Annotated in this window: 9 protein-coding genes; 3 read left to right on the forward strand and 6 right to left on the reverse strand. The window is 46.4% G+C overall.

Annotated features, from left to right (window positions below; all coding sequences use genetic code 11):
* Positions 1 to 9: 9 nt before the first annotated feature.
* The 6 genes from ACOZIO_RS12585 to ACOZIO_RS12610 form a co-directional block, all read right to left on the reverse strand.
* Positions 10 to 2004: a class I tRNA ligase family protein gene (locus ACOZIO_RS12585; protein ID WP_129953469.1), complete on the reverse strand. Its 1995-nt coding sequence runs from the start codon at positions 2002 to 2004 to the stop codon at positions 10 to 12.
* On the reverse strand, positions 1991 to 3340 hold the full coding sequence (locus ACOZIO_RS12590; RefSeq protein ID WP_165383739.1) for a SidA/IucD/PvdA family monooxygenase: 1350 nt from the start codon (positions 3338 to 3340) through the stop codon (positions 1991 to 1993). Before ACOZIO_RS12590 ends, ACOZIO_RS12585 begins: the two co-directional genes overlap by 14 nt.
* The gene (locus tag ACOZIO_RS12595; RefSeq protein WP_421595333.1) at positions 3337 to 4506 is read right to left on the reverse strand and encodes a saccharopine dehydrogenase C-terminal domain-containing protein; all 1170 of its coding nucleotides are present in this window, start codon (positions 4504 to 4506) and stop codon (positions 3337 to 3339) included. The genes ACOZIO_RS12590 and ACOZIO_RS12595 overlap by 4 nt, the downstream gene beginning before the upstream one ends.
* Before the next feature lie 121 nt (positions 4507 to 4627).
* On the reverse strand, positions 4628 to 5875 hold the full coding sequence (locus ACOZIO_RS12600; RefSeq protein ID WP_165383740.1) for an ATP-grasp domain-containing protein: 1248 nt from the start codon (positions 5873 to 5875) through the stop codon (positions 4628 to 4630).
* A gap of 910 nt (positions 5876 to 6785) precedes the next feature.
* Positions 6786 to 7943, reverse strand: a complete 1158-nt coding sequence (locus ACOZIO_RS12605; protein ID WP_129991061.1) for an MFS transporter — start codon at positions 7941 to 7943, stop codon at positions 6786 to 6788.
* A complete protein-coding gene (locus ACOZIO_RS12610; RefSeq protein WP_129953474.1) occupies positions 7909 to 9042 on the reverse strand; it encodes an ATP-grasp domain-containing protein in 1134 nt (377 codons plus the stop codon). Before ACOZIO_RS12610 ends, ACOZIO_RS12605 begins: the two co-directional genes overlap by 35 nt.
* A gap of 533 nt (positions 9043 to 9575) precedes the next feature.
* Between ACOZIO_RS12610 and ACOZIO_RS12615 the strand changes: the two genes are divergently transcribed.
* The 3 genes from ACOZIO_RS12615 (at position 9576) to msrB (ending at position 13807) form a co-directional block, all read left to right on the forward strand.
* Positions 9576 to 10973, forward strand: coding sequence for a glycoside-pentoside-hexuronide (GPH):cation symporter (locus tag ACOZIO_RS12615; protein WP_421595334.1), 1398 nt, complete (start codon positions 9576 to 9578; stop codon positions 10971 to 10973).
* Entirely contained in the window at positions 10970 to 13009 is a 2040-nt protein-coding gene (locus tag ACOZIO_RS12620) for a TIM-barrel domain-containing protein (protein WP_421595335.1), read from the forward strand. The genes ACOZIO_RS12615 and ACOZIO_RS12620 overlap by 4 nt, the downstream gene beginning before the upstream one ends.
* Positions 13010 to 13300: 291 nt before the next feature.
* The gene (gene msrB, locus ACOZIO_RS12625) at positions 13301 to 13807 is read left to right on the forward strand and encodes a peptide-methionine (R)-S-oxide reductase MsrB (protein WP_129953477.1); all 507 of its coding nucleotides are present in this window, start codon (positions 13301 to 13303) and stop codon (positions 13805 to 13807) included.
* Positions 13808 to 13816 lie beyond the last annotated feature (9 nt).

The following is a 13816-nucleotide window of genomic DNA, read 5'->3' on the forward strand; positions in this document are numbered from 1 at the left end:
AAACAGGTATCAATCTTTCCCAACAGGGTTTTTTAATTCGACAGCCATCCAGTCCACAGAAAGTGTGGTGAATGAAGGGTGTTGTATATCAAATCTATGGTATATCTCTTCAGAAAACCCGGGTGTTATCGGGCGTAATGCTGTTGCCAGCGCGATAAGTGCACGCGCAATTACTCTGGCCCGGGTTCTGTTCAGGGCGGAATTCATAAACACGGGTTTTTGTTGCAGTGCTGCGTCTAAACAGAATGTGGTCATTTCATCCACAAAAGTTTCCACACTGCGCGTTATTTTACGTAAATTTGGCATGCTGAGCGAATAACACTGTTCTATTGATGCCATAAACAGAGAGGTGACTTCAAAGAAAGAATGACAATCGGCACACCATTGCCCGGGTCCGGGCAGGTTTTTGCTATCAGAGAAGGGCTCAAATAATCTGTCAGCTGCTTCCAGCATTACCGGTAGTTGTCCGTTCCAAAACTCTGCATTAAAGCGTTCGAATTCCTGGCGATGAAAGTCTGCTTCCTTACGGTGAGTCCGGTTTCTACAAAGATAAAAACGTAGCGCCTGAGCATTTTCAGGGGTGACATACTCATCCACCCAAATAGCATGATTACGCGATGTGGAAAACTTCTGGCCTTCGAGCAGCATCATGTGATTCGGGATAACATACATTGGCATAAATTCTGGCATTCCCAATGCGGCAAGAACGGCAGGGATGACAAGCAAACGGCCAAAAGCATTATCAACCCCAAACAGGATCGCCAGCTCAGGCAATTCATCGCCCGCTATTGCATGCCAGAGCCGGTTTTCACCTTGTAATGCGTACATCTGTTCAATGGCGAGTAAATGACGTGGGACATACTCCATCGGTACCGTGAACCTGAGATTATCGAGTCCGGCCATTTGCACGGGGACTCCCGCACTGTTGGGGTTTGTCAGGCATACTTCCGGTAACCCCCGCTTAAGCCAGCCTTCAATAAACAATTTGGCAAATGCCGGAAGGCTTGCGCTGGCAGCAAAACGCTCCAGTTCATTTTTTAGCGCATCAAGCCGTAAGAAAAGTCGCGTGAGCGGGCGGCGTTCAAGAGACACACCCTGTAAATTAACCGGTCTAATCAGCTCAGCATCAAGCACTAACGCCCCGCATCCCTCGCATTCAGTCCCAGACGATTCGCCACCACAATGAGGGCAGTCACCATGCACAAAGGCATCAACGCAAAATTGACGTGTTGAAGGGTCATAAGGTACGTCGTATGTTCTTTCAACAATCAGACCAGCAGACATCAGTTTCTCAAGCACTTCATACAAAATGGCGGTTGAGCGCTGTGTCGGACGTGTTTCAAGGAAGATATCCTGTTCAACGTTCAGTAATTGAAGTGACTGTTTTAATCTGCGGGTATTCGTTTCTGCCAGACTATAGTAATCAGTGCCTGCTTTAGCCGCAGCGATCTGAATGTGTTCCAGATGCCCGTGTGTACCCTGCACCAGAAAGGTTTTTCTTCCCGACATCCTCGCGGCTCTGGTCAGCACATCTGCCACCATAAAAGGCCCTGCAGCGTGGCCCAGATGCATTCCGCCGTTAGGCGTCAGCATGGCGGGCACGATCAGTAATGGCCTTTGGGACCCTTGTGAACGCAAAGCGCCTTGCTCCGAACTCTGTTCGAATATTTCACGATGATGCCACCATACGGTTTGCATCACGGCGTTTTCGTCAAGTGCTTCAATACGATGGCGGCAAAGAGGTTCGACCCGAATACTGTCACCCGCCTGCAAAATGAGATCCTCACCATTAAGGCAGACGCGTACACTGCCGCTGATAACTGTCCAGAATTCCACTTCCGTATGGTTGTGGCGCTCGGTACTGCTTCCAGGCGTCAATTTTAAAATGCGGATCGAAATATCTGAGGCTTCAGGCACAGGATTAATACGGTAAATACCCTTATCCAGTACGGCTCGTGAAAGATATTTTTCTTGAGTAAGATTAATAATTTCAATATGTGACAATTTTAGTATCCTTATTATTCATGTTACCTGTCAGTGTTTCGTTGTTTATGCTGACCGGTTCTCTACCGGAATAACGCATATTTTTAATCAGTGCATCACCTATCACTCTTCCTCTTTCTGATACCCCTGCCAGGGTGTGCTCTGTCGGGCCATGCTGTGCCTGAGAATGGTTAATAATAAAAATATCTGGAGCTGAAGGTGAGCCGAACTGCACAGAGAAATTTTCAGTCACGACTAAATCATCATTGATAATTTCTGGTTGCAACGGGCTGATTAATGACTTATGTAAAATGTTTTCAAATCCGGTTGCGCAGATAATCAGATCAGCCGTTATTTCCATTGCCCCATTTTTTGATTGCCTTTGTTGCAATGTCACGGAAATTTTATCTGACTGTTTCTTAATACACTCTATTAAGGCGTAGGGATAAAGATATAAGCGCTGGCAATGATTGACGCGGTCGGAAAATGTTTGTTCGTAGATAGCAGATAGCACATCATCTGTGACAGTGGCGTAATTAGTGTTTCTCAGACCTGACAGCATATTCTCGCGTTCAGCAATGTCATAATTGAAAAATTCCGTTGCGCGCGGATGCGTATAAATATCATTGACGAAAGGGTTGGCATCCGTCGATTTGAAAAGGAAATCACGCGAGACCACACTAATTTTACCCACTGAAGTTTTTTCGAGTAAAAAGCGAATGATTTCACCTGCACTCTGCCCGCGCCCTACCACGACAATATGGTTCTCAGCTGATAGTTCTTGCGTTGCTACCTTATTTAAGAGCTGACTGGAGTGAATGACGTGCTGGTTTTCAGTCAATAACACCTCAGGAATAAAGGGCTTATGCCCCTGAGATAATACTAACTGACGCGTCTTTAAAACTTCTGTTTCACCTGCGCTATTTCGCAGTGTGACTTCAAGAATATCTTTTCCCTGCGGCGAAGATATTCTTTTTAAGTTGTAAACCTCACTATTATAAGAGATGAAGTCTTGCAGTTTTGATGCTACCCATCCGAGGTAATCAGAAAAAAGATTCCGGGAAGGATAATAGGTGTTCAAATGCATAAACTGATAAAGTAATTTTTGTTCTTTAAGATAATTAAAGAATGTATAAGGGCTGGCCGGATTCCTTAAAAAAGCCAGATCTTTCAATAAAGAAACCTGTAGGGTAGAAGTAGGCAAAGCCAGGCCAGGATGCCAGCTGGCGTTCTCTCTTTTCTCTACCAGGCGTATGTTGTCCCCACTCGTCAGGATGCCGGCTTCATCCAGGTAACTCAAGACCGAAAGGTTCGCGGGCCCTGCACCGACGAGTAAGATATCCAATATCGCGCTCATACTGCCTCCGTAATCATGCATGTTAGGGTTCCGGATGTGGTGATCTCCACATGCCGAAATTTTTTTATTTCGTTTAAAAATTTTAAGCCAATCAGCCCTGCCGGCTTTTCATGCGGATAAATAATGTTTTTAAGTGCCATTTCAAAAATAACTTCTGTTGCAGTGATAGCAAAGGCACAGGTCATAAATGCCATGGCGGTAATATCCGGCGCGGGCTGGAATACTTTAATGATTAGCTCACCTTTTTCACCCGATGAACTGATATGTTGCCATTTGCATAAAACGAAATCTTCACTTGTCGTTTCAACATTCTTACAGGCTGCAGTAAACAGTGTTTCGGCCACATCTCTGATACTGGTATTTAATTTGCCGACGTTAATTTCTTGTCGGGAAAGCAGGCCTAATTCCTGACAGGCCCGTGCAGCGTAGGAAAATCCCGGCCAGCGCAATGTATTTTGCGAAAAATTAACCACATGCTTTTGGAAATATTCCGCCGTTGTTGCAAGCATTGCATCGTCAAAGGCTTCAAGCAGACCAATCGAAGGAAAATAATGATGTTTTACCTGCGCGAACCTTGGGACTGAAAATGTCTGGTGATCCTTTATTGTTAATGCCAGTCGGGGGTCGATGGGCAATTTCCTGCCAAATGTTAGCCGATAACCAAAAGGCCCGGTCGGGGTCACCGGGATACCGCCGCAAAAGCTTTCTATCGTATGACTTTGCGGAAATCGCTCCAGAATAGAAGAAGATATCGATTCCATTAGACCAGGTTCCAGGCCGGTGCCTAACAGCAGAGGATGCTTTCTGTTACCCATCGCCGGGATTAATGGATCATTCAGGTCAGGGCGACCCAGTACAATAATGGGACAATCAATCTGTGATGCCAGAACATTGATAAGTTCCCTGGCATCATGCCAGGAAACAGCAATAATAATGGCATTTATTCCCAGTGGGATTTCAGTAGTAAATGTTTCCTCTTCAATAACGTTAACGTTCAATCTTCCTGACGCGATAAACCCACTATATTCCGGGGGAAGATTATTGAACGCCTCCGGGTTAATATCAAATAAAAAGATGCGCGCCCCGTTATGTAAAGCCATTTTGAGTAAGGCTCGCCCCATATTGCCGGCCCCAATAATGGCAATGCTTCTGTCTTGCAATGACATGACGTTTATTCCTGAATGAAATTTAATTATCTGTACGCATTTAAAAAATGGCCGGAATATATTTTTCTGCAGATATCTTCCAGCGCATTATTTAATAAAGCGCGGTCATGACGATCATTCCTTATTGAATATTAATGCTTAACGAGGTTGTAACGTTGTTTAGTATATTTAAAAGTATGTCATAAGAAGGTGCATGAGCGACAACCGATGCTACACGATGAGTGGTATAGCTTTCCGGTGGCAGGGTAATGGTGCTGCCTACCGGGATTTCAGTCATAACGTTATCCAGCCCCCCGGTATCCAGGATCGCCTGATCATAACCTGTCAGACCTGAAAACTGACCTTCTTTTTCTGCAAACAGGTAACGTATGCCAGCATAGGATCCCTCTCTCAAGGGGCGCAATTCGGGGACCTGACCAATAGCCACTCTGATAATATTGGCGACATGATCTACCCCGGTGCTTCGTGGCACTAAATGGGTAGTGATATAACCACCACCAGGGCGTCCGTTGATTTCAATCAGCGTAAATTTGTCATTTTCAATTTTACCTTCGATATGCAAAGTACAATTGTCACAACCTACTGCCTGAACAATGGCAACAATTTTTCGCTGTACGTCTAATTTCGCTTTATCAGACGCTGCAGAAGGAAATATATGTTGTGATTCAAAAGGGAAGGGAGTGGTGGTCGACTTGTCGGTTATGCCGATAATATCCACTACCCCACGGTGTACCAGAACCTCAACACTGACCTCCTGTCCCTGAACATATTGTTCAACAATAAATTCATCACCGTGTGAGTTGAAAATAGGGTCATTACCTGCGGAAACCAGTGAGCGGAGATTGCTGATAGCGGATTCAAGCTCCTTTTCGCTTTTCAGAATAAAGATCCCTTTTGAACCATTGCCACCTGTTGGTTTTACAACTGCCGGATAACCTAATGTCTCCATGGCAGTATACAGTTCGTCGAGAGAGGATATTTTGAAATACTGCGGAGATACGTCCTCAACTTCCGAAACAGCCTGACGTGTAAGAAATTTACTTCTGATGATTTTGACCGCTTCGGGAGTTAATCCAGGTAATGACAGAGCCTGGTTGATTCTGGCAACAAAACTCAGTTCCAGATCTGTCCAGCTGAATGCACCGACCACGTTATGTCGCGAAGCTACATCTTTAGCAACCTTAAGACCTAATTCATGATTTGAGGTATCGCATTCATGCCACTCCAAAAGGTGCTCTTTAGCCATTTCAGGGATAGTACGTCCGATAAGTACGACTGAAAGCCCTAATCTTTTTGCTGCTGCCAGGGCTTCAAATCTTTCGTTATTCGTTCTTCTTAAACCCGCAAAAATCACCACTGAATTATTCACAAAACCTCCGTCTCTGGGAATTACATACATTTAATTAACATTTATGGTGCCTTGGAATTTTAGGATTTGGCTTAAGTAAAGTAAATATGAAATATCTTTTTGGGGAGGAAAGTGCGCTATTGAAAAATATTCATGGCGTAAACTATTGAAAATAAATTTTTCATTAATAATCATATAGTTAATTTTTTATTTGTCATTCATGGTGCGGAAATATTTAATAATAAAAATAATCCACGTTTAACAAATTTTTGTTTGTATTTTATTCCAATGATTGATATTTGGCGGTAATTAAGCATGTTGCAAAATTTTAATATTATTTATTGTGTTATTTAAGTAATTATGTTTACATATTACTAACAACTTTGATTGGCCTTTCACCCCAACTAGCTTTAGTAAGGGAGTTTTCCTGCGCGTTATATATAGAGAAGGGTTTTATTGAATTTTCACGACGCTCTCGGTTTAGAATTTATTTAATAAAAGTGTTATTGAAAATTACATTCAAATATTAATTGTTTTTTGGCGAAATAGGGTGTTTATATTTTTCTGCAACATTTTTCTTGGTTTTTCTCTGAAGAAAATAAAAATATCCTTTTTAAAAAAAGTTATTTTTATTTATTTTATGCTAACTAACAGTATTAAAAACTAAGCTGGCGTGATTTTAAGTGAAGTGTTCCGGCCTACAGAAGTGATGAGTGATAATTCATACATGCAGTATTCTTTAACAATGTGGAAAAGAATAAGCTTCTACTTTTATGCTATAAGAAATATTATTTTCAGGAGTTTTTATGGATGCATGGCAATGAGGATGCCATTGAGCGAATATTTAAGGAGCCAAAGGATAGGGGAGACTGACGGAGGTATAAACAACAGGGGTAATCCGGGCAATGAAAGTCCGCCCGGATTATCAGGATCACGCGAGGGAGGTATGGCTTCGCATACAGAACAGACTGATTAGTACAGTGACAGCAGACATGAGAATAAAGATAATGTGGAACAAGGGGCTGTGTTCATTTGTCCATACGGCGAAAACAGCACCAAGACTTTCACCTATACCTACGGCAAGGATAGAAAGTGAAAAAATAGCTGTCCTTTCATATTCTCCCGTGTTGAAAGACATAATGCTTTGATATGCCGGGATAGCGATAATTTCAGCCGTGCTTACCAGGAAAAGAAACAGGTATAGCATTGCCAGCGAATTATGGAGAGATAACACTAAAAATGCTAAGCCAAAGAGTAAAAATGAGATAATAAGTTTGGTATTATCATCAAATCTGTCAATTAAATAATTAACCGGATAGGCAAGAACTAAGACGGCCAGCCCGTTCAGTGCCGTTACCGTCCATACCAAGTCTGTTCTATGCAAACGGTCGATCACAAAGAGTGGCATTGTGGTTAACGCTAACGAATAGATGAACCACACAAGCAGGATAAGTAGCAGCGTCAGTAAAATCACTTTCCTCCTGACCAGGCTCATTAATACCTTGAAGAAATGTCCCTGTTTGGGGAGGATTATTTTTCTTGTCGCCCAGTAGGTGTATGCACAGGTGAGTGTAAACAGTAAGGACATTGTTTCAAACATATAAACGGGCCCGACATGCTGATACAACATGCCCAGGAGTATGGCCCCACCACTTGAAGCCAGGTTTGTGACCGTACTGAGCAACGAATAGTTTAAAGAGAGTGACTGATTTTTCAAAAAGGAGGTGGCAATACGGATAACAATTGAGTTATTCCCGTAGAAAAGCCCGACGAGAAATGCGCCTAAATAGAGTTGTGTAATCTCGCCACGCGATAGCAGGAAGAAGCCCAATCCTCCTAACAGTTGCAGTATTGCAAGTAAAAGAGGGAAGTTTATTCTATCCAGATAGGGTGAAAAGGCTAAGCGGCCAATTCTCGAAAAGAATATCAACGTGAATAATATACCGCTGGTATGGGCTGCTGACAGCTGCAAGTTTTCGTGTAAATAAGCGATTAACAATGCCTGAGGAGCAAAGAAGGCAAAGGCCCCGATGAAATCCTGGACAAGGATGATTTTAAATATTGAAGAGTTTTGAAATGCTTTTTGCATTATTTAACGCCTCCTCATAACTTGCACCCTCAGCACACAATAAATTGCGTTCGCCCAGATAGGCGTGGCCAACAAACCCTGGTTTTTGGTCTAAATCCGGCGGCAAAGCAGAGGGGCGGCTTACTCCTTTACGTTCTGACCACACAGCCATATGCTCTTTTTTCTGTGCTTTATAACAGAGAGTATCGGTTAGCTGGCTTTGCCATACATTAATACCTGCTGTCTCGGCCGCCATCACTGAGATGAAGTCACCCCCGACACGGTTGTGAATTTCTCCCAAAATAATACCTGCATCAGTATCCCAAAACTCGGCGTGGATCATGCCGTATTCGATACCAATCACTTTGCACGCAGACTCCACTAATGCCCGGGCCTGACGTTTTTTCTGCTCGTCAAGAGAAACACCTGCCGGATTAACATGCCCTTGCTCAAAAAAAGTCTCTGCAAATAAAAACTTTTCAGTGATATTTAGCATTCTGAACTTTTTGCCAACGAAAAGGGCTTCAAGGCTGTATTCTTTACCTTCCACCTTCTCTTCAAGGATGAATGGGTAACCTTTCTGCGGGAGTCTGGGAATAATATTATCAATGTTGTCTGAACAGACAGAATATACCCCGCGACTGCCTGCATCGGTGACGGGTTTAAGGATGGCTTCATGACCGGAAAAATGTATTCTTAATTTTTCCTCTACATCACTTGCTGAATAACACAAAAAAGCTTCCGGCTGGCTGATGCCGCATTTTCGTAACAGCTCACGACAAAGATACTTGTTTTGTATCAGCATGATTGTTGCAGGGCGTGTCCATGAGGAATCTAATAATATATTAAGTTTACTATTTACAAACTGAAGTTTTTCGCGAAAAGCATAACTCCGTTTTATATAGGGATACCTGGCCAGTAAATCCCGCATTGCTTCATCATCGTAATGATTGGTTACCACCACCTCGTCGGCTTTTTGCGCTCTGTCGCCAAACACCCTGAGATTTTCTTCTGTGTCGGTAAGCAGGATTTTATATCCTGCTTCTTTGGCTTCATCGAGTAAATCAGGCCCCTGTACCACGCTTGCCCCACCGAGTAATAACAACCAATTCTCTTGCACCCGTGAACCCTCATTTTCAAAATGCCTGAATAGAAATGTATTGCTTTCAGTCTCCAGGTATTCATAACAATACGTTAACTTGTTAGCAATAAATTACATCATAACCAAAATTTATCAAGATAGAAAAATGCATTTTTTTCATTAATAACAAGAAGATGAAAACATTTCATTCAGAGTTTTAATCCTGATATGGCAACATTAACCACTGTTTATGTTGTCACCTGAATTATTTAAGTTGAATACACTGGTGTCGGGGTCGCTGGATTCAAACATGCTTTTTTTTCCCGATCCCTCAGGTTCAGCCCTATTTATTAGCAAAATTTATAATTATCGCGGGTATCATTTTCTCTCCTTCTCCCGTTCCGCAGGCGAGACGGATCTCATCATGTTACCGGTATCACACAAATCAAAAATCATAAGAAATTTATGATATCTCGCAATTGTCGCTCTCTTTTAACCATTCTATAACAAGTCCTCGGGCCACGGACGGACTGACTTTTTTATGTTTAACCCTACAAAAGGCAGGACGAAAAATGACTGCGAAACTATCCGTAACGGCGAAACTATCCGTAAAAGAAAAGGTGAGCTACGGTCTGGGGGATATGGCGAGCCATATTGGCCTGGATAATGTGATTATATTTTTGACGTTTTATTACACCGATGTTGTGGGATTACCGGCAGTATTTGTCGGAACAATGTTTCTGGTTGCCCGCGTCGCTGACGCCATTGTGGACCCCGCGATGGGGCTGATCGCTGACCGGACGCAAACGCGTTTCGGTAAATTCCGGCCTTATATTCTCTGGCTTGCGTTACCTTTCGGAGCCAGCTGTTTGCTGGTTTATGCGGTACCGGAATCCCTGACCTTGGGCGGAAAGATGGTATACGCCAGCGTCACCTATTGCGTGATGATGCTGATGTATACCGCCATCAACATTCCTTATTGCTCGATGGGCGCGATCATCACGCCTGATAATACCCAGCGTATTTCCCTGCAATCCTATCGGTTCTTCCTTGCCACGCTGGGTGGTGCAATGTCCACCTTCCTGATGATGCCGCTGGCAGAGATGATGGGTGGCGGCAATAAACTTGACGGCTATTTTGGTGCGATGACAATCATGGCGTCGATCGCCGTGGTGATGTTCCTGTTGTGTTTTTTAAACACCAAAGAACGTATCAGTGCGCCGCCGACGCACGAGAATTTTCTCTCCGATTTACGTGATTTAGTGCGTAATGACCAGTGGCGCGTGGTGGCGGCGCTGATCTTCTTCAATATCTCCTTCGGCGTAGTACGCCTCGGCGCGATGATGTACTACGTCACCTATTATCTTGGCCACGCCAGCTACTTTATGTGGCTGCTGGCTGCACATATTGTGGGTAAGAGTCTCGGCAGTTTGCTGGTAAAACCGCTGACCCGCAACCGCAGCAAACTCGCGGCCTTCACGCTGTGCGCGGTGCTGACCGGTGCGCTGAGCGCGGCGATTTTCTTCGTTCCGGCATGGATTTCCCTGCTGGTGGGCATGACGTTGCTGGTTTCAACCTTCTATCAGGTCACTACCACACTGATGTGGGTGATGATGTCTGACGTGGTGGATTACGGCGAATACAAACAAGGCAAGCGCATGGATGGCACGGTGTTCTCCACTTTGCTGGCGATCCTCAAAATGGGGATGGCGGTGAGCGGAGCGGTGGTCGGCTGGACACTGGGCATAAGCGGTTACGTGCCCCATGCTGCCCAGCAGAATACCGTCGCGATGCTGTCGATTATCGCATTGTTCTCACTGGTGCCGGGCATCTTGTCGATGTTCAGTGCATTGTCGATGGGCTGGTACAAACTCGATGACGCCACCATGAAACAGATTAATCAGTCCAAAATTTCCCGGGAACATGAGCCTGAACGTCAGGCCACCTTGCATACACAGGAGTCCGCATGAGCGAATTAATCGCCGAAAAAAACCGTATCCTCTGGCATTTCGATCAACAAACGCTGGTGATTGAGCCCTGGGGAGAAAACAGCCTGCGCGTGCGGGCCACCTGCCGGCCTGAGCTCAATGATTCGTTATGGGCGCTACTGCCAGCGGATGTTCAGCCAAAAGCTGAGATCAGCCGCAGCGCAGAAACCCTGACGCTGCGCAACGGCAACATCACAGCATCGGTGAATATCAAAGGGCAGCTGGCGTTTTATAACTCACGCGGCGAGCTGATCCTTGAGGAATTCTGGCGTCAGCGTTCCACCGTCGGCATCGGTGCGACGGAGAAAAGTCAGGACAAATACATCAGTGCGCTAAAGATGGATGCCCGCGAATTTAAAGCCATTCCCGGCGGTAAACATCAACTGACCGTACGTTTTGAGTCGCGCGCGGATGAGAAAATTTATGGCATGGGGCAATACCAGCAAAATTGTCTGGATCTGAAAGGCTGCACACTGGAACTGGCACAGCGAAACTCCCAGGCCAGTGTGCCGTTTATGCTTTCGAGTCTGGGGTATGGCATGTTGTGGAACAATCCGGCGATTGGTGAGGCGACATTCGGCAAAAATATTACCCGCTGGGAAGCGCAGATCACGGAGCAGATGGATTACTGGATCACCGCTGGCGATACGCCCGCTGAGATCATGCATCAGTATGGCCGTGCAACCGGCACCGCGCCGCAGATGCCGGAATATGCCACGGGTTTCTGGCAGTGCAAATTGCGTTACCGCACACAGCAGGAGGTGCTGGAAGTCGCGCGTGAATACAAGCGCCGCAACCTGCCTGTTTCGGTTATTGTCATCGACTTCTTCCACTGGCCGAATCAGGGCACCTGGTGTTTTGACCCGGTGGATTGGCCGGATCCGAAAGCGATGGTCGCTGAGCTGAAATCACTGGGTATCGAAACCATGGTGTCGGTCTGGCCGACGGTTGACAACCGGACAGAAAATTATAAGGAGATGAAATCAAAAGGTTACCTGGTGAACACGGATCGTGGTGTATCGGTGAATCTTGATTTCCTTGGCAACTGCACCTTCTTTGACGCCACACATCCCGGCGCACGTCAGTTTGTCTGGGAGAAAGTAAAGCAAAACTATTACGATCTGGGGATCCGTACCTTCTGGCTGGATGAAGCTGAGCCGGAATACCGCGCCTATGATTTCGATAACTATCGCTATCATCTCGGGCCGGTGCTGGAAGTCGGCAACATTTATCCGCAGAAGTTCGCGCAGGGCTTTTACGAGGGGTTACAGCAGGAAGGCGAGCATGAGATCGTTAATCTGGTGCGCTGCGCCTGGGCGGGCAGTCAGCGATATGGTGTGCTGGCGTGGTCGGGCGATATCCATTCTTCTTTTCACGCGCTGCGTAATCAGATTGTCGCTGGCCTGAATATGGGGCTGGCGGGTATCCCGTGGTGGACGACGGATATAGGCGGGTTCCAGGGCGGGAATGTTAATGATCCGATATTTCAGGAGTTACTGATCCGCTGGTTCCAGTGGGGTGTGTTCTGCCCTGTTATGCGTCTGCATGGTTACCGTGAGCCACAAATTCAGCCGCCGGAACCGTGGCGTGACGGCATTGCGCAATGCAACAGCGGCGCACCAAATGAAGTCTGGAGCTACGGCGAAGAGAATTACACGCTGATGAAGAACGGGTTATTCCTGCGTGAGAAACTGCGTCCGTACATCAGCCATGTGATGCAGGAAGCGCATGAGAAGGGGGATCCTGTAATGCGCACGATGTTCTATCAGTATCCGGCTCAGGCTGAAAGCTGGCAGGTGGAAGATCAGTATATGCTTGGCGCCGATATTCTGGTCGCCCCGGTGTTGTACGCCGGTCAGCGCGAGCGGGAAGTGTGGTTACCGGCGGGAGAAACGTGGGTGGCGCTGAATGGAGAACGCTATGAAGGGGGGAGAGCGATTAGGGTCGCCGCCCCAATGAGTGAAATTCCTGTGTTTGTGCGGGAGGAGGCAGACCCGGCTGCACGGGCGATTTTGTAATCTGGTTGCAGATGGCCGCTGCAACGGGGCGGCTGCCTGAAACAGAAGGGTGACAGTTTCGGTTTTACAATAGCGGTGATCGCACAACGCGCTGCGCCTAAACCGCCCAAGAGAGGGAAGTGCTTTCCCTCTCTTAGATCTCTCCCCGCTTTTCTACTTCGCGCTCCGCTCGCTGGCACCGCACAGCGGTAATCTCCTACTTATCACAAAACCGTTAACTCTCCGCGAGGATTCCGTAATCCCTCCCCTTGTAGTCTGATGTCATCGACAGTAACCGCAACGGTGGCAACAATGATTAACAGACGTAATTTCCTGCTGGGCAGTGGTGCGGTCTCGGCCGCTGCGCTGATGGGGTTGGTCCCGTCACTGTTTTCCCGCAGCGCCGACGCACAGGCGAAAACTGCGAAATTCGACATCATGCTCACTGAGGCTCAGTGGCATCAGCGCCTCAGCGATGATCAATACCGCATTTTGCGTGAGGCGGGCACTGAACGGCCTTATTCCAGCCCGTTAAATGACGAACACCGGGTGGGTGAATTTGCCTGTGCAGGCTGCAATCTTGCTCTTTTCTCCTCGGCGACCAAATTCGACAGCCATACCGGCTGGCCAAGTTTCTGGAAACCTCTGGGCAACGCCGCGCAAATCAGCCGGGATACCTCGCTCGGTATGGTTCGCGATGAAGTGCATTGTCGCCGGTGTGGCGGACATCTGGGGCATGTGTTTGATGACGGTCCGCAGCCGACCGGCCTGCGCTATTGCATGAACGGGCTGGCGATGACGTTCACTCCACAAGCTTAATCAGTCAGG

Source organism: Rahnella sp. PD4, from assembly GCF_049199325.1.
Classification (GTDB): Bacteria; Pseudomonadota; Gammaproteobacteria; order Enterobacterales; family Enterobacteriaceae; genus Rahnella; species Rahnella perminowiae.

Excerpts from the sequence above, each read along its gene's own strand:
- ACOZIO_RS12595 (WP_421595333.1), bottom strand. The coding sequence starts at position 4,506 with ATGTCATTGCAAGACAGAAGCATTGCCATTATTGGGGCCGGCAATATG.
- msrB (WP_129953477.1), top strand. The coding sequence starts at position 13,301 with ATGATTAACAGACGTAATTTCCTGCTGGGCAGTGGTGCGGTCTCGGCC.
- ACOZIO_RS12605 (WP_129991061.1), bottom strand. The coding sequence starts at position 7,943 with ATGCAAAAAGCATTTCAAAACTCTTCAATATTTAAAATCATCCTTGTC.
- ACOZIO_RS12590 (WP_165383739.1), bottom strand. The coding sequence starts at position 3,340 with ATGAGCGCGATATTGGATATCTTACTCGTCGGTGCAGGGCCCGCGAAC.
- ACOZIO_RS12615 (WP_421595334.1), top strand. The coding sequence starts at position 9,576 with ATGACTGCGAAACTATCCGTAACGGCGAAACTATCCGTAAAAGAAAAG.
- ACOZIO_RS12620 (WP_421595335.1), top strand. The coding sequence starts at position 10,970 with ATGAGCGAATTAATCGCCGAAAAAAACCGTATCCTCTGGCATTTCGAT.